Consider the following 20,439-nt stretch of genomic DNA (forward strand, 5'->3'; position numbering starts at 1 on the left):
CTGGGGTACCTGGACTCGAACCAAGAACAACGGAACCAGAAACCGCCGTGTTGCCAATTACACCATACCCCATCGGTGTGAAGTCGCCCTCGCACCGAAGATCAAGCATAGCCGATTCCGGACGCTCGCACGAACCGGCGGGGCTCCGGGCGTGGCGGCGACCGTCCGGCTCAGGCGCGGCGCTCGACCAGCGCGCCCAGGCGGCGGAGGGTCTCGGTCTTGCCCAGCAGCTCCATCGACTCGAACAGCGGCGGCGAGATGCGCCGGCCGCTGAGGGCGACCCGCAGCGGGCCGTAGGCGACGCGCGGCTTGAGTCCCAGGCCTTCGATGAGCGCCTCGGCCAGGGCCTCCTGCACGGCGGCGGCCGTGAATCCCTGCTCGGGCACGAGCTCGAGCGCGCCGACCGAGGCGACGAGCACCTCGTTCGCGTTGGCGGGAAGGCCGGCGACGGCATCCTCGTCGTAAGCGACGTCATCGGTGAAGAGGAAGCCGAGCAGTCCCGGCACCTCCCCCAGCAGCTGCACGCGCTCCTGCACGAGCGGGGCCGATGCCGTGATCATCTTCTGCTGCTCGGGCGTCGGCGGGTCGGAGACGACACCGGCACCCACGAGGTACGGCACGATGCGCGCAGCGAAGTCGTCAGCATCCAGCATGCGGATGTGGTCACCGTTGATCGACTCGGCCTTCTTCTGGTCGAACCGGGCCGGGTTGGGGTTGACGTCGGCGATGTCGAAGGCGGCGATGAACTCCTCGAGGGAGAACACATCGCGGTCGTGCGACAGCGACCAGCCCAGCAGCGCCAGGTAGTTCAGCAGCCCCTCGTGGATGAAGCCCTTCTCGCGCTGCAGGAACAGGTCGGCCTTCGGGTCGCGCTTGGAGAGCTTCTTGTTGCCCACCTCTCCCAGCACGAGCGGCATGTGGCCGAACCGGGGCACGAACGTCGTGACGCCGGCGTCGATGAGTGCGGCGTAGAGCGCCAGCTGACGGGCCGTCGAGGGCATGAGGTCCTCGCCGCGGATGACGTGGGTGATGCCCATGAGCGCGTCGTCGACCGGGTTGGTGAAGGTGTACAGCGGCTGTCCACCCGCCCGCACGACGACGAAGTCGGGGAACGACCCGGCGGGGAAGGTCACCTCGCCCCGGATGAGGTCGACGTAGGTGACGTCTTCGTCGGGCACGCGCAGGCGCCACGCCGGTTCGCGACCCTCGGCGCGGAAGGCCGCCTTCTGCTCGTCGGTGAGCGTGCGGTCGTAGTTGTCGTAGCCGAGCTGCTTGGCACGCCCGTTGGCCTCGTTGCGCGCGTCGATCTCCTCGGCCGTCGAATACGACTCGTACACGGCGCCCGCGTCGATGAGCTGCTGCAGCACCCCGGCGTAGATGTCGCCGCGCTGAGACTGCCGGTAGGGCGCGTGCGGGCCACCCTTCTCGACGCCCTCGTCCCAGTCGATCTCGAGCCAGGTGAGCGCGTCGACGAGCTGACGGTAGCTCTCCTCGCTGTCGCGGGCCGCGTCGGTGTCCTCCACCCGGAAGATCATCTTTCCGCCGGTGTGACGCGCGTAGCCCCAGTTGTACAGGGCGGTGCGCACCATGCCGACGTGCGGAAGACCGGTCGGCGAGGGGCAGAAGCGGACGCGGACGTCGGCGCCGGAAGCGGTCGTGGTCAGGGGGTGCGGTGCAGAGGACATCGCTGTCCATTCTAGGTGCGCGCCCTCGCCCGCCGCGGGTCACCGGTGTCGGGCGGGCTCAGCGGCGCCCGAGGGGCGCCAGCACGACTACCACCGCGACCGCCGCCAGCGCCACGAGGGCCAGCCCGCCGTAGCCGATCGCCCCGAGCACGGCGCCGGCGCCGATCGCGCCGGCGGCGCCCACGAGGTTCATCGCGAGGTCGCTGCGGCCCTGCCGCGCTGTGCGGTGCTGCTCGTCGCTGGCCTCGGTCAGCAATGCCGCTCCGGCCACGGTCGCCGCGCTCCATCCCAGCCCCAGCAGCACGAGGGCGACGGTCACGGCCACGGCCGAGTCCTGGCCGACCGCGGCCAGCAGCAAGGCGGCGGTCAGCAGGGCCTGCCCGACGAGCACCGTCGGCACCCGACCGAGCCGATCGGCGAGGATGCCGAAGACCGGCGACAGCGCGTACATGCCGGCCACGTGCAGGCTGATCGTGAATCCCACGACCGACAGGTCGGCGCCCTGATGCAGCAGGTGCACGGGAGTCATCGCCATGACGGCGGCCATGACGCCGTGGCCGGCGGCGATGGCCGTGATCGCATAGCGGGCGGCGACGGGGCGGTCTGCGCGGGCGATGGCCCGCCCCGCCGTCGCGGGCTGCCGCGCCAGCCGCTGGGCCACCAGCAGCGGATCGGGGCGCAGCGCGACCAGATACAGCGCGATCCCCAGCGCCTGTGCCACCACGGTGAACACGTACGCACCGGTGAGCTGCGGCATCCCGAGCGCCGCGCCGACCGACTCGCCGGGACCGACCAGGTTGGGGCCGAGCACCGCACCGACGGTCGTCGCCCACACCACGAGGGACAGATCACGGCCGCGCGACGAGTCGGTGGCCAGGTCCGCGGCGGCGAAGCGCGACTGCAGGTTGGCCGCCTGGCCCGCGCCGATGAGGGCGAACGCGCACAGCAGCAGGGGGAAGAGCCCGATCGCGGCAGCGACCACCACCAGACCGACACCGACGAGGGCCACAGCCATGCCGCCCGCGAGCGCCGGCCGTCGCCCGTGCCGGTGCGCCAGCGCCGCCAGCGGCACCGCCAGAGCGGCGGCGCCGAGGGTGACCGCCGCCGTGGCGAGTCCCGACAGGGTCTCGTCACCCGACACCTCGGCCGCCAGCACGGCGCCGAGCGAGATGGTCGCGCCGAACGCGATGCCGCCGAGCACCTGGCCGGTCGCGAGCACGCCGACCGTGCGGCGCCGCAGCCGATCGAGGTCGAGGCCGCCAGGCGCCTGGGGTTCAGGCATCCCGTGCGGTGTTGCGCAGGATGCCGAGTCCCGAGATCTCCACCTCCACCACGTCGCCTGCGGCGAACGGGCCGACACCGGCCGGGGTGCCGGTGAGGACCACGTCACCGGGAAGCAGCGTGAAGGCCGCGGAGGCGTAGGCGATGACGTCGGCCACCGCGTGCACCATGTCGGCGATGGCGCCGTCCTGGCGCACCTCCCCGTTCAGGCGCGTCACCACGCGGGCGTCGCCGGTCGGGTCGAACTCGGTCTCGATCGCGGGGCCGAGCGGGCAGAACGTGTCGAAGCCTTTGGCGCGTGCCCACTGTCCGTCGGAGCGCTGCAGGTCGCGGGCGGTGACGTCGTTGGCGATCGTGTAGCCGAAGACGTAGTCCAGAGCGCGCTCGGCGGGGACGTTCTTGGCCACCCGTCCGATCACGGCGGCCAGCTCACCCTCGAAGTCGGTCTGCTGAGACTGCGCGGGACGCACGATCGTGTCGTCCGGTCCGATCACGGAGGTGTTCGGCTTGAAGAACAGCAGCGGCTCCGCCGGTGCCTCGCCGCCCATCTCTGCGGCGTGGTCGCGGTAGTTCTTGCCGACGCACACGATCTTCGAGCGCGGGATCACCGGCGCGAGCAACGTCACCTCCGCCAGCGGCACACGCTCGTCCGTGGTCTCGAAACCGACGAACAGCGGATCGCCGGCGAGCACGACGAGCTCGGGGCCGTCGACGATGCCGAAGGAGATGGTGTCCTGGTGACTGAAGCGCGCGATTCTCACGCCCTCAGCCTAGACGGGCGGCGCCGTCAGGCGTCGAGGCGCGTGAGCCACCCGTGGCGGTCGGGCGTGCGGCCGTACTGGATGTCGGTGAGCTCCTGGCGCAGCGACAGCGCGAGCTCGCCGGTGGGCTGCTCGTCGATGAAGTCCGCGCCCTTGAGCCACCCGATCGGGGCGACGACCGCTGCGGTCCCGCACGCGAACACCTCGACGATGTCGCCGGATGCCACGCCCTGACGCCATTCGTCGATCGGCACGTGACGGCCCTCGACCCGGTGGCCGCGGTCGGCCGCGAGCTGCAGCAGCGAGTCGCGCGTGATCCCCTCGAGGATCGACGGCGACTGCGGCGTGACGATCGTGCCGTCCTTGTAGACGAAGACGATGTTCATGCCGCCGAGCTCCTCGACGTTGCGGTCGGAGTCGAGGAAGACCACCTGGTCGCAGCCCTCCTCCACGGCCTGCGCCTGCGGCAGCAGGCTGGCGGCGTAGTTGCCGCCGGTCTTGGCCGCCCCGGTGCCACCCTTGCCGGCGCGCGCATAGTCCTCGCTCAGCCAGATCGACACCGGCTTCGCCCCGCCCTTGAAGTAGGAGGCCACCGGGCTCGCGATGACGTAGTAGGCGACCTTCGTGGCCGGGCGCACGCCGAGGAAGGCTTCCTTGGCGAACATGAACGGCCGCAGATACAGGCTCTGGTCATCGCCGGAGGGCACCCACGCCCCGTCGACGGCGATGAGCTCGCGCAACGACTGCAGGAAGTACTCGACCGGCAGCTCGGGCAGCGCCAGGCGCCGGGCGCTGCGCTGCAGACGCAGGGCGTTCTGCTCGGGACGGAAGGTGTGGATCGAGCCGTCGGCGTGACGGTAGGCCTTGATGCCCTCGAAGACCTCCTGGCCGTAGTGCAGCACCGCGGCAGCCGGGTCGAGCGAGATCGGGCCGTAGGGCTGCACGCGCGGCCGGTGCCAGCCGCCGCGCGCCGACCAGCAGATGTCGACCATATGGTCGGTGAAGACGGTGCCGAAGGACGGGTCCTGCAGGATCTGCTCGCGCTGGGCGGAGGTCTTGGCTGCGAGGTTGCGGGTGAGCGCGAACTCCAGGGGGGCGAGTCCGGCGTCGGGTTCGAGAAGGGTCATATCAGGTCCTGTCGCGTGGGGCGCTGCGGCGCCGGTCATCAGCGTACGCCCGACCTCAGACGAGGCGGGCGGCGATCGCGTCGCCGATCTGCGTGGTGGTGCGGGCACGGCCGTCGCGGGTGGCGATGTCGTCCTCGGCCGCGCGCACGACACGCTGCGCGGCGTCTCCCAGCCCGAGGTGGTCGAGCATCAGGGCGACGGAGAGGATCGCAGCGGTGGGGTCGGCCTTCTGCTGCCCGGCGATGTCGGGTGCCGAGCCGTGCACGGGCTCGAACATCGACGGAAAGGCCCCGTCGGGGTTGATGTTCCCCGAGGCCGCCAGGCCGATGCCGCCGGTGACGGCTCCCGCCAGATCGGTGAGGATGTCGCCGAAGAGGTTGTCGGTGACGATGACGTCGAAGCGATCAGGGTTCGTGACCAGGAAGATCGTCGCTGCGTCGACGTGAAGGTAGTCTACGTCCACCTCGGGGTGCTCCGCCGCCACCGCGTCGACGATGCGCTTCCACATGCCGCCGGCGTGCACGAGCACGTTGGTCTTGTGCACCAGGGTGAGGCGCTTGCGCCGACGCTCGGCCAGGTCGAACGCGTAGTGGACGACCCGCTCCACGCCATAGGCCGTGTTCACGCTCGTCTCGTTGGCGACCTCGTGGGCGGTGCCGGTGCGGATCGACCCGCCGTTGCCGACGTACGGACCCTCGGTGCCCTCGCGCACGACGACGAAATCGATGTCGCCCGGGTCCGCCAGGGGTCCGGCGGCGCCGGGATAGAGCTTCGAGGGGCGCAGGTTCACGTAGTGGTCCAGCGCGAAGCGCAGCTTCAGCAGCAGGCCGCGCTCGATGTTGGCATCCTTCAGTCGCGGATCGCCGGGCACTCCCCCGACCGCCCCGAGCAGGATCGCATCGTGCGCGGCGATGGCGGCGAGGTCCTCGTCGGTGAGCGTGTCACCCGTGGCGAGGTACCGGCCGGCGCCGAGCGAGAAGCGCGTCCGCTCGAACGTGACGCCGCTGCCGGCGGTGGCGGCGTCGAGCACCTTCTCCGCCTCGGCGACGACCTCCGGACCGATGCCGTCACCGGGGATGACGGCCAGGTTCACGACGCGCGACATGGCACTCCTTCACGTCAGGGCCGCGCCGGCAGGTCAGCGGTCGACGTGCTCGGGCGCGGGGCGGGATGTTCCCAGGGTAGTGGCCGCGACCACGGCGGCGACGACGACGAGCCCCGCGCCGATGAGCGAGGTCACCCCCACCCCCGCGTCGAAGGCGGCGGCCGCGGCATCGCTCAGAGCCTCGGCGACGGCAGGGCTGAGCCCCTGGGCGGCCGACACGGCGCCGGCGAGGGTCTCCCTGGCCGCGGCGGCGACGCCCTCGGACAGCCCGTCGGGCAGCACGATGCCGCCGCGGTACAGAGCGGTGAGGATGCCGCCCAGCACGGCCGTCCCGAGCACCGCGCCCAGCTCGTACGCGGTCTCCGACACGGCGCTGGCCGCACCGGCCTTGGCCGGAGGGACGCTCGCGAGGATGAGGTCGTTGGAGACCGTCTCGGCCGCGCCGATGCCGATCCCCAGCAGCACGAAGGCGAGGACGATCGGCTGCAGGGCGTCGGGGGCGGCCGTCAGGCCGACCGTGACATACCCGGCGACCGAGAACAGCAGCGCCACGCTCACCACCAGGCGGGCGTCGACTCTGCGGGCGATGGGGACGACCAGAAGTCCCGCGACGATCATGGCCGCCATGCCGGGCACCAGCGCGAGACCGGCATCCAGCGGCGACAGCCCGATGATCAGCTGCAGGTGCTGGGAGACGAAGAAGAGGAATCCGACGAGGGCGACGACGCTCAGCAGGTTCACCACCAGCGCCCCGCTGAAGGTGCCGCGGGAGAACAGCCGCATGTCGAGCATCGGCGAGGACGACCGCAGCTGCCGGCGCACGAACAGCACGCCGAACAGCACCCCGGCGAGCAGGAGCACGAGGGGCAGGACTCCCGCACCGTGCACCGCGAACTCCTTGATGGCGTAGACGATCGGCACCATCGTCGCCAGCGAGAGCGCGATGCTCAGCGGATCGATGCGGCCGGGGTGCGGGTCGCGGCTCTCGGGGACGAGCAGGGGCGCCAGCACCAGCAGCGGCACCAGCACGGGCACCGACATCAGGAAGACCGAGCCCCACCAGAAGTACTCGAGCAGGATGCCGCCGACGATCGGGCCCAGCGCCGCGCCGGCGGAGAACATCGACGCCCAGACGGCGATGGCGAAGCGCCGCTGGTTGCGGTCGGTGAAGATGCTGCGCAGGAGCGAGAGGGTCGACGGCATGAGCATGGCGCCGAAGACGCCCATGCCGGCGCGCGCTGCGATGAGCAGTCCGGCGGTGGGCGCGAAGGCGGCGATGGCCGACACCGCGGCGAACCCGGTGGCGCCGATCAGCAGCATCCGTCGCCGTCCGAATCGGTCGCCCAGCGTGCCCATGGTCACCAGCAGCCCTGCCAGGACGAGGGGATACGCGTCGATGATCCACAGCTGCTCGGCGCTGGTGGGCGCCAGGTCGCGGGCGATGTCGGGCAGCGCGAAGCTCAGCACCGTGTTGTCCACCGAGACCAGCAGCACGGGCAGCATCAGCACGACCAGCGCGGCCCAGCCGCGCCAGCCGACCCTGCGCCCCCGGCTGTCGGCGAGAGCAATCTCCTGAGTGAGTGTCATCATGTTTGTTTACCGTCCAGCCGGTATAGTAACAGGCGCCGACGGCGAGAGGACACCCGCATGAGCCGCCCACCCCGCGCCCGCGAGAGCGTGCTGGATGCATTCGAGACGCTGCTCATCGACGACGGCCCGCGCGCGGCGACCATGGAGGCGGCCGCGTCTGCGGCCGGGGTCTCCAAGGGCGGGCTGCTGTATCACTTCGCCTCGAAGGACGCCCTCGAAGCCGGTCTGCTGGAACGCATGGAGCAGCTGGCCCACGACGACGTGGCGCAGCTGGTCGCCGCACCTGAGGGCCCGGTGGCGGCGTTCCTGCGGTCGAGCATCATGGACGACTCGGCCCTCGATCGCGCGCTCATCGCCGGATCGAGGCTCGCGCAGGGCGGCTCCCCCGCCGCGACCGCCGCACTGCGGCGCGTGCGAGAGATGTGGGAGCAGGCGCTGCGCCCCCACACCCGCGACGAGACCACCCTGCAGCTCGTGCTGCTGGTCAGCGACGGCCTCTACTTCAACAATGCCCTCGGCGCCGGCGCCGTGCCCGGCCCGGTGCCGCGCGGCGACGACATGGACGCGCTCATCGCGCTCGTGGAGCGAGCCGTCGCCCCGTGACGATCAGGACTCGGTGATCTCGATCTGGCGGAACAGGTCGGCCTGGATCGCCGAGCTCACCGCGTCGAGCACGTCATCGCCGACGGGAGAGTCGACCGTCAGCACCGACAGCGCCTGACCACCGGCCGCGCGACGCGCGATCTGCATGCCGGCGATGTTGATGCCGGCCTCGCCGAACTTCTGCCCGTAGACCGCGACGATGCCGGGACGGTCGGTGTAGAGCATGACGATGTGGTGGCGCTCGATGGGCAGCTCGACGGCGTAGTCGTTGATGCCGACGAGCTTCTCGATCTGCTTGGTGCCGGTGAGTGTCCCCGAGACCGACAGCTGGGAGCCGTCGGAGAGGGCGCCGCGCAGCGTGATCACGTTGCGGTATTCGTCGGACTGGTCGTCCACGATCAGCCGCGCCTCGACCCCGCGCTGCTCGGCCAGCAGCGGGGCGTTGACGTACGACACGCTCTCGCTGACGACGTTGGTGAACACGCCCTTGAGCGCCGCGAGCTTGAGCACGCTGACGTCGTAGCCGCTGAGGTCGCCGTGCACCTCGACATCGAGGCTGGTCAGCGGCGAGTGGGCGAGGGCGCTGAAGATCTGCCCGAGCTTCTCGACCAGGGGGATGCCGGGACGCACGTACGGGTCGATGACGCCACCCGCGACGTTGACGGCGTCGGGCACGAGCTCGCCGCCCAGGGCGAGACGCACCGACTTCGCCACCGAGACGCCCGCCTTCTCCTGCGCCTCGTCGGTGGAGGCGCCCAGGTGAGGGGTCACCACCACGTTGGGCAGGTCCAGCAGGGCGTGGGCGGTTCCGCCTTCGACAGGCGGCTCGGTCGTGAAGACGTCGAGGCCGGCTCCGGCGATCTCCCCCGTCGTCAGGGCGGTGTGCAGCGCCTCCTCGTCGATCAGTCCGCCACGGGCGACGTTGACGATGTAGGCCGACGGCTTCATCAGGCGGAACTGCTCGGTGGAGATCATGCCCGTGGTCTCGGGGGTCTTGGGCATGTGGATCGTGATGAAGTCGCTCTGCTGCAGCAGGTCGTCGAGTGAGAGCAGCTGCACGCCCAGCTGCTGGGCGCGCGCACTCGTGACGTAGGGGTCGTAGGCCACCACGTTCATGCCGAACGCCTGCAGCCGCGCGGCGATGAGAGCGCCGATGCGGCCGAGGCCGATGATGCCGACGGTCTTCTCGAAGAGCTCGACGCCGGTGTAGGCGCTGCGCTTCCACTGTCCGGCCGCGAGCGAGGCGTGGGCGGCGGGGATGCGACGGGCCAGGCTCAGGATGTGCCCGATGGTGAGCTCGGCCGCGGAGACGATGTTGGAGGTCGGGGCGTTGACGACCATGACGCCGGCGGTGGTGGCGGTCTTGATGTCGACGTTGTCCAGGCCCACCCCTGCCCGGGCGATGACCTTCAGCTGCGGCGCGGCGGCGATCGCCTCGGCATCCATCTTCGTCGCCGAGCGGATGAGCACCGCGTGCGCGTCGGCGAGGGCCGGCAGCAGCTGCGCCCGGTCGGCCCCGTCGACGTGCCGCACGTCGAAGTCGGGCCCGAGGGCGTCGATCGTGGCGGGAGAGAGTTCTTCGGCGATGAGCACGACGGGCTGAGGCACGCTGGATCCTTCGGGGCGGCGGCACACGCCGAGCGCGTTCCGCGACTGAGGGGAAGCCCCGTCGCAGCCGGTGCACGGGGCCTGCTCAGCCTATCGCGCGGTCGCAGCGCGCCCTGACCGTGTGACGGCGTGCGACGGCCGGCGCGATGTGGCGACGTCAGGCGCCGTAGAGGGCGGGGGTGGCGGCGGCGTAGGCGAGCACATCGAGCCAGAAGACCGCGACGAAGGCCAGACCCGCCAGCATGACGGCGGTGAACGGCAGCGCCGGTCGGCGCCATCCCACCGCGAAGGCCGCGGCGAACACCAGCGGGGGGACGATCACGGGCAGCAGCAGCACGAACCAGCCGAGCCCGGTCAGGCCCGCCATGCCCCCTGCCTGCTGCAGCAGGAAGCCCAGCGCCGTCCAGAAGACGAAGGCGTAGAGCAGCAGGAACCCGCCGGCGATCACGGCGATGAGCCAGGTCGGCAGGGCGGTGCGCCGCGGGGCGGCCTCGGACACGGTCACAGGGTCACCCCCGCCAGCACGAAGGGCCACGGCACCAGCAGCACGGCGCCGGCGGCGAGCAGCACCATGCGCACCCACACGCGCGAGGCGCGGGTGAGGAGGAAGACGGTGCCGAACCAGATCGGCGGGGCGAGCACGGCCATCCAGAGCGTGATCTGGAAGGCGACGGGGTCGAGGAAGAGCTGGGCGACCAGTTGCAGCCGCGCACCGCCGAGGAGCCACCCGATCGACAGCAGCAGGTAGACGCCGGCGAACACCCCGACTCCGACGAGCGCCGCGTTGCTCATGCCGGGCGCGGCCGCGTCAGCGGTGTCGAGCAGACCCTCCGCGGCATCAGCGTCGGAGTCGGCGCCCACCTGCTCGCTGCCCTTGCCGACGGCGCGGTAGCCGTCGGGAAGCGCGGGGGCGGCGGGGCCGGGCGCAAGCGTCGGATCGTCGTCGCCCTCCCAGGAGAGCGCCTCGTCGTCGGTTCGGGCCATGCCCTCAGAGTAGCGTTCTTCGCCCCGCCGCTCCCCTGGTCGCCGTGCGACGCGCACCTCGATCCCTCGTGACGCGTGAGCGCGGTCAGACGCCGTCGCGGGCGCGTCGCAGCCACTGCTCGACGCCGGCGATGTGGGCGGTCGCGAGGGAGGTGGCCAGCTCGACGTCGTGGGCGGCGATCGCCGAGACGATGGCCGCGTGCTCGCGCAGCGTGCGCTCGACCGCGTCGGCCTCGGTCAACCCGCGCCAGACGCGGGCGCGGACGGTCTGGCTGGTGAGACTGTCGACGAGACTCGCGAGATAGCGGTTGCCCCCGAGCGCCACGATGGCCCCGTGGAATCGCAGATCGTGCGCGACGAGCGTCTGCACGTCGGTGTCGCTGGCGACGGTGCGCAGCTCCGCCTCGAGCGCGGCGATCTCGTCGTCGTCGGCCCGTTGCGCCGCAGCGCCGGTGGCGTGGGCTTCGAGGATGCGGCGCACCTGGAAGACCTCCAGCAGCGAATCGTCGTCGTGCATGTCCATGGCGAAGGACGTCGCCTCCAGCAGCAGCCGCGGTTCGAGGCTCGTGACATACGTCCCGTCGCCGCGTCGCACATCGAGCACCCGGATGACCTCCAGGGCCTTCACCGCCTCGCGCATCGAGTTGCGCGACAGCCCCAGCCGCTCGGCCAGCTCCTTCTCCGGCGGCAGCCGGTCACCCGGCGCCAGCTCGCCGGACACGATCATCGCCTTGATCTTCTCGATCGCCTCGTCGGTCACCGCCATGGCGCCATGCTAGGCGCAAAGACGCAGACATCCCATGTTCTGGCGCGGCTCGGCCAGAATGAAGAGGTGCGCATCCTCGACAGTCACCTGCATCTGTGGGACCCCGAACGCCTCGACTATCCCTGGCTGACGGGGCGACTGCTCGGACGTTTCGGAGTAGCGCAGTGGCAGGACGCGACGGCAGAGGCCAGCAGCGCCGAGCGCGCCGCCGTGTTCGTGCAGGCGGAGGCGGTCGCAGCGCAGAGCATCGATGAGGTCGACTGGGTCAGCGCGTCCGCCGCGGCGGCCGGTGTGCGGGGCATCGTCGCGCGGCTGACGATGGAGGATGCCGCCGCGGCCCGCCGTGAACTCGCGCTGCTGCGCGCGCGCCCGCTCGTGGTCGGCGTGCGCAGGCTCCTCCAGGGTGAGGAGGCCGGGTTCGCGACCTCGCGTGACTTCCTCGCCTCCGCCCGCGCCGTGGCCGATGCCGGGTACGTCTTCGATGCGTGCGTGCGCTCCGGGCAGCTGCGCGAGCTCGCTGCCCTGGCCGAAGCCGTGCCGTCGCTGACGATCGTCCTCGACCACCTCGGCAAGCCCGACGTGTCCGGCGCCCCCGCCCCGGCGTGGCGGGCGGATCTTCAGCGCCTGGCCGACCTGCCGCAGGTGTCGTGCAAGCTCTCGGGTCTGCCCGCCGAATCGCCGGAGGGCTGGACGTCGCTGCAGTTCACGCCGTTCCTCGACGCCGCCCTGGAGGCCTTCGGCCCGGAGCGCCTGCTCTTCGGAGGCGACTGGCCGGTGTCGTGGCCGTACGCGTCGTGGGAGCGGTTCGTGCGGGACTGGGCGACGTCCGCCGCCCCGTCCCACACCGCCGCGATCCTCTGGGACAACGCCCAGCGGACGTACCGCCTGCGCTGAGGCCTCAGGCCGGGCGCAGCCGGAGCGCCGACATGCCCCCGTCGACCTCGATGTACGTGCCCGTCGTCGAACCCGCCTGCGGGCCGACCAGGTAGCGCACCGCGGCGGCGACCTCGTCGGCGGTGACCAGCCGCCCGTGCGGCTGCCGCGCTTCGAGGGCGGCACGCTCCGCCGCAGGATCGTCGGCCGTGTCGAGCAGCCTGCCCACCCAGGGGGTGTCGGCCGTGCCGGGGTTGACGGCGTTCACCCGGATGCCCTCGCGCAGGTGGTCAGCGGCCATCGCGCGGGTCAGCGAGAGCACCGCGCCCTTCGAGGCGCTGTACAGGGCACGCTGCGGCAGTCCGGCCGTAGCGGCGATCGACGAGGTGTTGCACACCGCGGCGGCCGGCGAGCGGCGCAGCCACGGGAGCGCGGCGGAGGTGACCCGCGCGATCCCTGTGACGTTGACCGAGAGCACGCGCCCCCACTCCGCGTCGTCATTGGCGGCGATGTCGCCCTGCGCGCCGATCCCGGCGTTGTTGACCACGATGTCGATGCGACCGAAGCGCTCTCCCACCGCGCTGATCGCCGCCGTCACGCTGTCGCGGTCCGACACGTCGGCGGCGACGGCCAGGAAACGCTCGTCGGCGGCGGAGGGGTCGAGGTCGAGCACCGCCACCCGCGCGCCGCCGTCGTGCAGGTGCCGGGCGATGGCGGCACCGATCCCGGACGCGCCTCCCGTCACCACGGCCACCAACGAGTCCAGTTCGCGCGTCATCGCGTCGCCTCCCATGCCCGGAACGTCTGGCGCTGACGGCCGAGTCCCTCGATCTCCACCTCTACCACGTCTCCCGGTGCCAGATACGGGAATCGGCCGGACAGCGCCACCCCTTCCGGCGTGCCCGTGAGGACCAGATCACCGGGCTCGAGGGCGAGGTACTGCGAGAGATGCCAGATGATGTGCTCGACGGAGAAGATCATGTCGGCCGTCGTGGAGTCCTGCCGCGGCGCGCCGTTGACCCGGCTGCGCAGCCGCAGTCCGGTGTGGTCGACGTCGTCCGGGGTGACCAGCCACGGTCCCGTGGGGTTGAAGCCCGGCGCGCACTTGCCTTTGGACCACTGGCCTCCCGAGACCGCCATCTGGAAATCACGCTCGGAGACGTCGTTGGCCGTCACGAATCCCGCGATGTGGGCACGCGCCTGGGCCGGCGAGTCGAGATACGACGCACGCCGCCCGATCACGACGCCGAGCTCCACCTCCCAGTCGGTCTTGGTCGAGCCGCGCGGGATCTGCACGTCGTCGTCCGGGCCGACCACCGTGTTGGGCGTCTTCAGGAACATGATCGGGATCTCCGGCGGGGCCGAGCCGGACTCGGCCGCATGCGCGGCGTAGTTCATCCCGATGCAGACGACCGCGCTCGGTCGCGCGATCGGCGCCCCCACCCGCAGCTCCGAGACATCGCCGAGGTCGGGCAGCAGCTCCGCCGCCATCGCCTGCGCGGTGCGACCGACGGGGTCATCGGCGAGGAAGGCACCGTCGACATCGGAGGTGATCGGACGCAAGTCGAGGTGCCGATCTCCGTCGATCACGACGGGGATCTCTTGGCCGACGGGCCCGAGACGCGCGAACTTCATGTTTCTCCTGTCCTGCCGGACCGTGCAGCCCCTCGGCCGCCGCGGCATCCCGACGCGATTGACAGTATAAACATCGGATGTTTAGTGTGGGAGATCCACGACACCGTGGCGCGGAAACAAGGAGTGACAGTGACCCGCATCGTCGCGCTCGAAACGGCCGACATCCGTTTTCCCACCTCGCTGAGCCTCGACGGCTCGGATGCGATGAACCCCGACCCGGACTACTCGGCGGCGTATCTGCGAATCACGACCGACGCCGCGGACGACCTCGAGGGCCACGCGTTCGTGTTCACCATCGGGCGCGGCAACGACGTGCAGGTCGCAGCCGTCGACGCCCTCGCCGGACACCTGGTCGGCCGCGAGCTCGAACCGCTCCTCGCCGACATGGGCGCGACGAACCGCACCCTCATGGACGACTCGCAGCTGCGGTGGCTGGGGCCGGAGAAGGGCGTGATGCACATGGCGATCGGCGCCGTCATCAACGCCCTGTGGGATCTGAAGGCCAAGCGCGCGGGCCTGCCGCTCTGGCAGCTGCTGGCACGGATGACGCCCGAGGAGCTCGTCGACCTGGTCGACTTCCGCTACCTCACCAACGCCCTCACCCGCGAGGATGCGCTGGAGATCCTGCGCGCTGCGGTGCCGGGACGCGCCGCGCGGGAGGCGGAGCTGCTGGCGACGGGCTACCCCGCCTACACCACGACCCCCGGCTGGCTCGGCTACTCCGACGAGAAGCTGGCCCGTCTCTGCCGCGAGGCGCTGGCGGAGGGCTTCGGTCAGATCAAGCTCAAGGTCGGCGCCGACCTCGACGACGACATCCGGCGCATGCGCATCGCCCGCGAGGTGTGCGGTGAGGGCTTCCCCATCGCCGTCGACGCGAACCAGCGCTGGGAGGTCGCCGAGGCCATCGAATGGATGCGGGCGCTCGCCCCGTTCGACCCCGCGTGGATCGAGGAGCCGACGAGCCCCGACGACGTGCTCGGTCACGCCGAGATCGCCCGCGCGATCGCGCCGGTCCGGGTCGCGACCGGCGAGCACGCCCACAACCGGGTGATGTTCAAGCAGCTGCTGCAGGCCGAGGCCATCGCGGTGATGCAGATCGACGCCGTGCGCGTGGCCGGCGTCAACGAGAACATCGCGAACCTGCTGCTGGCGGCCCGCTTCGGCGTGCCCGTGTGCCCGCACGCCGGCGGCGTGGGTCTGTGCGAGGCCGTGCAGCACTTGTCGATGTTCGACTTCGTCGCCGTCAGCGCCACCCGGGAGGGTCGGATGATCGAATACGTCGACCACCTGCACGAGCACTTCACCGTCCCCACCGACGTGCGCGAGGGCAGCTACCGCGCCCCCCTGGCGCCCGGGGCGGGCATGGAGATGCGCGCCGAGAGCCGGGAGCTCTACGCCTGGCACGGGGAGGCCGTCGGTGTCTGACCGCGCGACGGCGGCGACGCCCGCACTCACGCCGCTCGGCTACGGCGCGGCGAACCTCGGCAACATGTTCCGCCCTCTCGGGGACGATGAGGCGTGGGAGATCCTCGAAGCGGCATGGGATGCCGGCATCCGCTACTTCGACACCGCACCGCACTACGGTCTCGGTCTCTCCGAACGTCGGCTGGGGGCGTTCCTGCGCACGAAGCCGCGGGACGAGTACGTGCTGTCGACGAAGGTCGGGCGGCTGCTGCGCCCCAATCCTGACGACGACGGCGGACTCGACACCGCCAACGACTTCCACGTGCGCACCGACCTGCACCGGGTGTGGGACTTCTCCGAGGACGGCGTGCGCGCCGGGGTCGCCGAATCCCTCGAGCGCATGGGCCTGGACCGGGTCGACGTGGTGTACCTGCACGACCCCGAACGACACGATCTCGACCTCGCCCTGGCCGAGGCCCTGCCCGCCCTCACGGCGCTCCGTGACGACGGCACCGTCACTGCTGTCGGAATCGGATCGATGGTCAGCTCCGCGCTGGCGGCGTGCGTGGGCGCCGCCGACCTCGACGTCATCATGATCGCCGGCAGGTACACGCTGCTCGAGCAGCCGGCCGTCGCCGACACCCTGCCGGCGTGCCGCGCGACCGGCACCGACGTGGTCGCCGCCTCCGTGTTCAACTCGGGATTGCTGGCCCGGCCACGTCCCGACCGCGAGGGTCGTTACGAGTACGGCCGGCTGCCGGACGCACTGTGGGAGCGCCTGCAGGCGATCATGGCGGTGTGCGATGCGCACGAGGTGCCGCTGCCGGCGGCCGCGGTGCAATTCCCGCTGCGCGAGACGACCGTGCGGTCGGTCGTCGTCGGCGGCAGCCGGCCGAGCCAGCTGCGCCAGAATGCCGAATGGATGGCGCAGGATCTGCCCGACGACTTCTGGGCGGAGCTCGCCGAGCGCGAGCTCATCGCCCCCTGATCCGAAAGGACCCCCTCTCATGCTCGAAGGGATCGATCCGCTGCTGACCGGTGAGCTGCTGTGGCATCTCGATGCGATGGGCCATTCCGACGCGGTCGTGATCGCCGACGCCCATTTCCCCGCCGCGTCGTTGAGCACGCGGCTGATCGATCTGCCCGGGGTCGGCACTCCCGCGGTGCTGGCGGCGGTGCGCAGCGTGCTGCCGCTCGACGACGCGCCGGCGCTGGAGCTCATGACCTCGGCAGACGGCACGGTGCTCGACGTGCAGCGCGAACTGATGACCGCCGCCGGCGTCGACGAGTCGGGCACCCGGTTCGTCGACCGCTTCGCCTACTACGAGCGCGCCAGAGGTGCCTTCGTCATCGTCCGCACCGGCGAGACCCGCGTCTACGCCAACGCGCTGCTGCGCAAGGGCGTGGTCGGCCGCGCCTGAGGCGCCGACCGCACGCTAGCGGACGCCGGGGCGCGCGGCGGCGACGGCGGCCGCGACGATCGATGCGTCGGTGACGTCGTGGCCACCCGCACCACCGCCGGGCCCGGCCGGGGCATCCAGACCGGCACGCGCACGCGCCGACAGGTGCACGGCGCCCACGCCCGATGCCGCGAGGACGGCGATGTCTTCGGGCCGCACTCCCCCGCCGGCCGTGATCTCCATGGCGCCGCCGACCCGGCGGACGTAGTCGGCCAGCCGGGCGGCACCATCGATGCTGCGCACGGCGCCACCCGAGGTCAGCACGCGCTCGACGCCCTCCTCCCTCAGCGCGTCGAGCACCTCGTCGCCGCGAGGGCTGGCGTCGATCGCACGGTGGAAGACCAGGGTCGCGTCGCCTGCGGCATCGCGCCACCGCCGCAGTGCCTCACGGTCGACACGGCCGTCGGGGTCGAGCGCGCCCACCACCACGCCTCCGACACCGCGGGCGACGACGGCGCGAACGTCGGCCGCGACGAGCGCGACCTCGTCGTCGTCGTAGACGAAGCCGCCGCCCCGCGGGCGGACGAGCACGTTGACGCGGTCGGCGCCCACGGCCTCGCACACCGCATCGACGAGCCCGATCGACGGCGTCAGGCCACCGACCTCGAGCGCCTCGCACAGTTCGAGCCTGTCGGCGCCGGCGCTCATCGCGATGCGGGCGCCGGCTGCGGACTGCACGGCGATCTCGACGATCACACTCACGGGTTCATCGTAATCGACACCGCCGCCGCAGCATCGCCGCGGAGCGCATCGGGGATCACGACGTCGACACCGCCGTCGGCGCGCCGCTCGAACCCAGCCAGACTGCCGTCGGCCCAGCGCGCCGTGCCTTCGGCGAGGTCGACGGGCAGGTCGAGCAGGCCGGCCGCGGGATCGAGGGCGATGACGTTCACGATGCCCGGACGGGCCGTGTAGGCGCGGGGCGCGCCGGTCTCCTCCGCCGCGCGCACCCAGGGACGGGTGCCGTAGACGGCGTCGCCGTCCCGGCGCAGCCACGCACCGAGTTCGCGCATCGCCGCCAGCTGCAGGTCGGGGATCGAGCCGTCGGCCCGGGGACCCACATTGATCAACAGGTTGCCGTTCTTGCTCACCACGTCGGCGAGCAGCCGGATGAGCGCCGCGCCCGACAGGGAGTGGGTGGCATCCTCGGCCTGGTTGTAGCCGAAGGAGTAGCCGAGACCGCGGGTGGACTCCCACGGGGTGTCGAGCACCCCCTCGACATGCGTGTACTCGCGGGTCAGGTACCCGTGCCGCGGCACGCCCCAGCGGTCGTTGATCGCCCCGTCGGGGACGGCCTCGAAGTAGCGGCGGAAGAGCGCGGCGAGGCCGTGCTCGTGCGCGCCCTTGCCGCCGTCGGGCCACTCGATGTCGTTCCACAGGACGTCGGGGCGGAAACGCGTCACGAGCTCCTCGAGCTGGGCGGCGGCGTACCGCGCGAACGCGTCGTCGTGACGACGGAAGCGGAACAGGTCGGTGTCGGACTCGATCGGCGGGAAGTCGCCCACGTGCCAGTCCAGCGCCCCCGAGTAGTACACCCCGAACCGCGCCCCTGCGCGGCGGGTGGCGTCGTGGAATTCGCCGATCAGGTCGCGACGAGGTCCGCGCCGCGCCGCGTTGAACGTGGTGGTCGCGGTGTCCCACAGGCAGAAGCCGTCGTGGTGCTTGGTGGTGGGCACGACGTACCGTGCGCCGGCCCCCACGAGCTCGCCCACGAAGGCGTCGGCGTCGAAGCCACCCGCGTCCCACCGATCGGCGAGGTCCTCGTAGCTGCACCCCGGTCCGTAGATCTCCTGGTGGCGGCGCCACGTGGGGCTGCCGGGGATGCGCACGGTGTTGGCGTACCACTCCGCATACTGGTGATGCGCATAGGCGTCTTCTGCGGGCACACCGCCCGGCGGGTGGGCGGGAGCCCAGGCGGGCACGGAGTACAGCCCCCAGTGCACGAAGAATCCGAGCTTGGCGTCGCGGTACCACTCGGGCACGGTGGCGGCCGGGTACACCGGCGCCGCGTCGCCCAGGTCCGGGCCGGTGCGGGTCTCGAAGTTCATGTGCGGGCCTCCGTGGCGGTGCGGCGGGTGATGACGGGGGCGAGATCGGGCGTCGCGCCGTCGTCGTCGAACGGATACACCCCGGGACGCAGCCGGCGATGCCCGAGCCGCAGCAGGTCCTGGTCGACGCCGCCCGGGGTGAGGGCGATGGTCCAGCCTGCGGCGAGGTCGTACAGCTCCGGCTCGAGGTAGCCGATCTTCACGATCACGATGTCCGCCGCCTCGGGGTCCAGGCCCAGCATGCGGAAGTCGTCGAGGTGGTGGAACGGCTTGCGGCGCTCGGTGACGATCGCATGCACGCCACCTGCCCGCAGCACGACCTGCGTGCCGGCGACCGGATCGCCCGGTGTCACCGACACCACCTCGCCGGTGATGCGCACGGGTCCGCGGGGCCCGGCATCCACCCGGGCTCCGACCGGCAGCGTGACCGTCTCGCCCACGCCGGCCGCCGCAGCCGCCGCGACGGCGTCGGGGTCGAACACGGAGGCGACGAGTACGGTGACCGACGGATCGGCGAGGTCCGCCCGCTCCAGCAGTCGTCCGAGCGTCCATGTGACGTCGCCGGCGCCGCCGGCGGTGGGGTTGTCGCCGGAGTCGGAGATCACATACGGGCGCGGGGCGCCGGGAGCCAGCGCGGTGTCGAGGGCGTCGTCGAGTGTCGCGGTGGGGCCGACGAAGGCGAAGTCCGCCCGCGCGTCCCAGTAGGCGCTCGCGAGACGCGCCGCTTCTTCGGCGATGGCCGACTCGTCGTCGCCCGTGACGATCACCGTGGCATGGCAGCGGGGCTCGTCGGCCCAGGCGTAGCCGACCCAGATCGCGGCATCCACGACGCCGTCGCGATCCTCGGCCTCGGGGACGAGCGCGTACACCGAGCGCGCGGGGTCGATGCGCGTGCTGGTCTTCTCCCCCGGCAGCAGCACCGGCACCCGCACCCATGCCTTCAGCGGCCGTCGTGCGAGAGGGTCGGCCCCGGAGGCGCCGCGCAGCCGGGTGAGCAGATTGTGCACCGCGCGCTGCTTGGTGTTGAGCCAGTCCTCGTGCGGAGCCATGCGGTAGCAGGTGATCAGGTCGACCGCGTCGAACAGGGCATCGGAGACGTTGCCGTGCAGGTCCATGGATGCCGACACCAGCGTGTCCGGGCCGAGGGCCTCGCGCACCGCGGCGGCGAGGTCGCCCTCGGCATCGTCCATGCCGACGACGCTCATCGCGCCGTGGATGTCGAAGAAGAATCCGTCGAACGGGCCCTCGACTCGGATCCCGGCGACGATCGCGGCCTTCATCCGCTCATAGGTCTCCCGCGCGACGGCGCCGCCGGGCAGCGACCGACCGTGGGTCAGGGGGACCCAGTCCGCGGCTTCGCCCAGATCCTCACCTGCGTCGAGGAACGGGTAGTACTCCCGCAGTGATGCGCCCGTGCGCACCGTGAACGCCTCGTCGCCGGAGATGTGCGGCGAGAAGGTGCTCGATTCGATCGAGATGCCGCCGATCCCGATGCGAGGGCGGGCGATG

Annotated in this window: 20 protein-coding genes and 1 tRNA gene; 5 read left to right on the forward strand and 16 right to left on the reverse strand. The window is 71.6% G+C overall.

The features are described from left to right. The 7 genes from QNO26_RS08925 to QNO26_RS08955 all read right to left on the reverse strand — a co-directional run bounded on the left by QNO26_RS08925 (window position 1) and on the right by QNO26_RS08955 (window position 7,546). A tRNA-Gln gene (locus tag QNO26_RS08925) sits at window positions 1-72 on the reverse strand. Between the two features lie 98 nt (window positions 73-170). Then, on the reverse strand, window positions 171-1,685 hold the full coding sequence (gene gltX / locus QNO26_RS08930) for a glutamate--tRNA ligase (RefSeq protein WP_257638462.1): 1,515 nt from the start codon (window positions 1,683-1,685) through the stop codon (window positions 171-173). 58 nt (window positions 1,686-1,743) lie between these two features. Next, a complete protein-coding gene (locus QNO26_RS08935) occupies window positions 1,744-2,967 on the reverse strand; it encodes an MFS transporter (protein WP_257638463.1) in 1,224 nt (407 codons plus the stop codon). Next, on the reverse strand, window positions 2,960-3,727 hold the full coding sequence (locus QNO26_RS08940; protein WP_257530390.1) for a fumarylacetoacetate hydrolase family protein: 768 nt from the start codon (window positions 3,725-3,727) through the stop codon (window positions 2,960-2,962). Before QNO26_RS08940 ends, QNO26_RS08935 begins: the two co-directional genes overlap by 8 nt. A 26-nt stretch (window positions 3,728-3,753) precedes the next feature. Beyond that, window positions 3,754-4,854, reverse strand: coding sequence for a branched-chain amino acid aminotransferase (locus QNO26_RS08945; protein WP_257530387.1), 1,101 nt, complete (start codon window positions 4,852-4,854; stop codon window positions 3,754-3,756). A gap of 55 nt (window positions 4,855-4,909) precedes the next feature. Next, window positions 4,910-5,959: a 3-isopropylmalate dehydrogenase gene (locus QNO26_RS08950; RefSeq protein WP_257530385.1), complete on the reverse strand. Its 1,050-nt coding sequence runs from the start codon at window positions 5,957-5,959 to the stop codon at window positions 4,910-4,912. A gap of 33 nt (window positions 5,960-5,992) precedes the next feature. Continuing rightward, a complete protein-coding gene (locus tag QNO26_RS08955) occupies window positions 5,993-7,546 on the reverse strand; it encodes an MFS transporter (protein WP_374679375.1) in 1,554 nt (517 codons plus the stop codon). A 60-nt stretch (window positions 7,547-7,606) separates the two neighbouring features. Here QNO26_RS08955 and QNO26_RS08960 point away from each other — a divergent pair, with 60 nt between their 5' ends. Beyond that, on the forward strand, window positions 7,607-8,152 hold the full coding sequence (locus QNO26_RS08960; RefSeq protein ID WP_257530381.1) for a TetR/AcrR family transcriptional regulator: 546 nt from the start codon (window positions 7,607-7,609) through the stop codon (window positions 8,150-8,152). A gap of 3 nt (window positions 8,153-8,155) precedes the next feature. Here the strand turns inward: QNO26_RS08960 and serA are convergent, their stop codons facing one another. From serA to QNO26_RS08980, 4 genes are all read right to left on the reverse strand, one after another. Then, on the reverse strand, window positions 8,156-9,760 hold the full coding sequence (gene serA, locus QNO26_RS08965; RefSeq protein WP_257530379.1) for a phosphoglycerate dehydrogenase: 1,605 nt from the start codon (window positions 9,758-9,760) through the stop codon (window positions 8,156-8,158). A gap of 157 nt (window positions 9,761-9,917) precedes the next feature. Beyond that, the gene (locus QNO26_RS08970) at window positions 9,918-10,265 is read right to left on the reverse strand and encodes a bacitracin resistance protein (RefSeq protein WP_257530377.1); all 348 of its coding nucleotides are present in this window, start codon (window positions 10,263-10,265) and stop codon (window positions 9,918-9,920) included. Further along, window positions 10,262-10,744: a DNA polymerase III subunit gamma/tau gene (locus tag QNO26_RS08975; protein ID WP_257530375.1), complete on the reverse strand. Its 483-nt coding sequence runs from the start codon at window positions 10,742-10,744 to the stop codon at window positions 10,262-10,264. The genes QNO26_RS08970 and QNO26_RS08975 overlap by 4 nt, the downstream gene beginning before the upstream one ends. An 85-nt stretch (window positions 10,745-10,829) precedes the next feature. Continuing rightward, window positions 10,830-11,510, reverse strand: a complete 681-nt coding sequence (locus tag QNO26_RS08980) for a FadR/GntR family transcriptional regulator (protein ID WP_257530373.1) — start codon at window positions 11,508-11,510, stop codon at window positions 10,830-10,832. A 66-nt stretch (window positions 11,511-11,576) separates the two neighbouring features. Here QNO26_RS08980 and QNO26_RS08985 point away from each other — a divergent pair, with 66 nt between their 5' ends. After that, complete coding sequence (locus QNO26_RS08985) at window positions 11,577-12,404, forward strand: amidohydrolase family protein (RefSeq protein WP_257530371.1); 828 nt, start codon at window positions 11,577-11,579, stop codon at window positions 12,402-12,404. 4 nt (window positions 12,405-12,408) lie between these two features. Here the strand turns inward: QNO26_RS08985 and QNO26_RS08990 are convergent, their stop codons facing one another. Continuing rightward, complete coding sequence (locus QNO26_RS08990) at window positions 12,409-13,161, reverse strand: SDR family NAD(P)-dependent oxidoreductase (protein WP_257530369.1); 753 nt, start codon at window positions 13,159-13,161, stop codon at window positions 12,409-12,411. Continuing rightward, on the reverse strand, window positions 13,158-14,018 hold the full coding sequence (locus tag QNO26_RS08995) for a fumarylacetoacetate hydrolase family protein (protein WP_257530367.1): 861 nt from the start codon (window positions 14,016-14,018) through the stop codon (window positions 13,158-13,160). Before QNO26_RS08995 ends, QNO26_RS08990 begins: the two co-directional genes overlap by 4 nt. Window positions 14,019-14,147: 129 nt before the next feature. On the opposite strand from QNO26_RS08995, the gene QNO26_RS09000 reads away from it, so the two are divergent. From QNO26_RS09000 to QNO26_RS09010, 3 genes are read left to right on the forward strand one after another with little or no spacing between them, the layout of a single operon-like run. Further along, entirely contained in the window at window positions 14,148-15,443 is a 1,296-nt protein-coding gene (locus QNO26_RS09000) for an enolase C-terminal domain-like protein (protein WP_257530365.1), read from the forward strand. Continuing rightward, window positions 15,436-16,410, forward strand: a complete 975-nt coding sequence (locus tag QNO26_RS09005; protein ID WP_257530363.1) for an aldo/keto reductase — start codon at window positions 15,436-15,438, stop codon at window positions 16,408-16,410. The genes QNO26_RS09000 and QNO26_RS09005 overlap by 8 nt, the downstream gene beginning before the upstream one ends. 19 nt (window positions 16,411-16,429) lie before the next feature. After that, on the forward strand, window positions 16,430-16,843 hold the full coding sequence (locus QNO26_RS09010) for an RbsD/FucU family protein (protein WP_257530361.1): 414 nt from the start codon (window positions 16,430-16,432) through the stop codon (window positions 16,841-16,843). Window positions 16,844-16,858: 15 nt separating this feature from the next. Here the strand turns inward: QNO26_RS09010 and QNO26_RS09015 are convergent, their stop codons facing one another. The 3 genes from QNO26_RS09015 to QNO26_RS09025 are packed head-to-tail and all read right to left on the reverse strand — an operon-like array spanning window position 16,859 to window position 20,438. Further along, on the reverse strand, window positions 16,859-17,584 hold the full coding sequence (locus QNO26_RS09015; protein ID WP_257530359.1) for a copper homeostasis protein CutC: 726 nt from the start codon (window positions 17,582-17,584) through the stop codon (window positions 16,859-16,861). Then, the gene (locus QNO26_RS09020; RefSeq protein ID WP_257638465.1) at window positions 17,581-18,930 is read right to left on the reverse strand and encodes an alpha-L-fucosidase; all 1,350 of its coding nucleotides are present in this window, start codon (window positions 18,928-18,930) and stop codon (window positions 17,581-17,583) included. Before QNO26_RS09020 ends, QNO26_RS09015 begins: the two co-directional genes overlap by 4 nt. Beyond that, entirely contained in the window at window positions 18,927-20,438 is a 1,512-nt protein-coding gene (locus QNO26_RS09025; RefSeq protein WP_374679380.1) for a M81 family metallopeptidase, read from the reverse strand. The genes QNO26_RS09020 and QNO26_RS09025 overlap by 4 nt, the downstream gene beginning before the upstream one ends. Window position 20,439: the final 1 nt, after the last annotated feature.

Source organism: Microbacterium sp. zg-Y1090, assembly GCF_030246945.1.
Lineage (GTDB): Bacteria > Actinomycetota > Actinomycetes > Actinomycetales > Microbacteriaceae > Microbacterium > Microbacterium wangruii.

Coding starts and splice junctions, on each gene's coding strand:
- gltX (WP_257638462.1), bottom strand. CDS start 1,685: ATGTCCTCTGCACCGCACCCCCTGACCACGACCGCTTCCGGCGCCGAC.
- QNO26_RS08935 (WP_257638463.1), bottom strand. CDS start 2,967: ATGCCTGAACCCCAGGCGCCTGGCGGCCTCGACCTCGATCGGCTGCGG.
- QNO26_RS08945 (WP_257530387.1), bottom strand. CDS start 4,854: ATGACCCTTCTCGAACCCGACGCCGGACTCGCCCCCCTGGAGTTCGCG.
- QNO26_RS08950 (WP_257530385.1), bottom strand. CDS start 5,959: ATGTCGCGCGTCGTGAACCTGGCCGTCATCCCCGGTGACGGCATCGGT.
- QNO26_RS08955 (WP_374679375.1), bottom strand. CDS start 7,546: ATGACACTCACTCAGGAGATTGCTCTCGCCGACAGCCGGGGGCGCAGG.
- QNO26_RS08960 (WP_257530381.1), top strand. CDS start 7,607: ATGAGCCGCCCACCCCGCGCCCGCGAGAGCGTGCTGGATGCATTCGAG.
- QNO26_RS08975 (WP_257530375.1), bottom strand. CDS start 10,744: ATGGCCCGAACCGACGACGAGGCGCTCTCCTGGGAGGGCGACGACGAT.
- QNO26_RS08980 (WP_257530373.1), bottom strand. CDS start 11,510: ATGGCGGTGACCGACGAGGCGATCGAGAAGATCAAGGCGATGATCGTG.
- QNO26_RS08990 (WP_257530369.1), bottom strand. CDS start 13,161: ATGACGCGCGAACTGGACTCGTTGGTGGCCGTGGTGACGGGAGGCGCG.
- QNO26_RS08995 (WP_257530367.1), bottom strand. CDS start 14,018: ATGAAGTTCGCGCGTCTCGGGCCCGTCGGCCAAGAGATCCCCGTCGTG.
- QNO26_RS09010 (WP_257530361.1), top strand. CDS start 16,430: ATGCTCGAAGGGATCGATCCGCTGCTGACCGGTGAGCTGCTGTGGCAT.
- QNO26_RS09020 (WP_257638465.1), bottom strand. CDS start 18,930: ATGAACTTCGAGACCCGCACCGGCCCGGACCTGGGCGACGCGGCGCCG.